Source organism: Butyricicoccus sp. AF35-5AC (genome assembly GCF_003477715.1).
GTDB lineage: Bacteria > Bacillota > Clostridia > Oscillospirales > Butyricicoccaceae > Agathobaculum > Agathobaculum butyriciproducens.
Window position 1 is genome coordinate 47,709 of the sequence record NZ_QUDX01000015.1, and the last position, 245, is coordinate 47,953.

At 55.5% G+C, this 245-nt stretch carries 1 pseudogene; it reads left to right on the forward strand.

The features are described 5' to 3' along the window. Positions 1 to 71 precede the first annotated feature (71 nt). Positions 72 to 245 (forward strand): annotated as a pseudogene (locus DWZ82_RS13535) (sensor histidine kinase); the annotation flags it as partial.

Here is a 245-nt window from a genome sequence, read left to right on the forward strand (position 1 = left end):
TCTGACGGCGGCGCACCCTACATCAAGACTGTTTACGGCATGGGCTATCAATGGACGGGAGGCGAGGCAAAATGAAGTTTCAAAACCTCTCGGTAAAGCGGCTGTTTGGCCGGGTGGCAATGGAGCTTGTCCTCTCCATGTCCGGGATCACCATAGCCCTGTTTCTTGTGACAAAACAGATTGCGGTGCTGCTGACAGGCGGGACGCTGCTGCTGTGCGCCCTTGTGGGGATTTTTGTACTGACG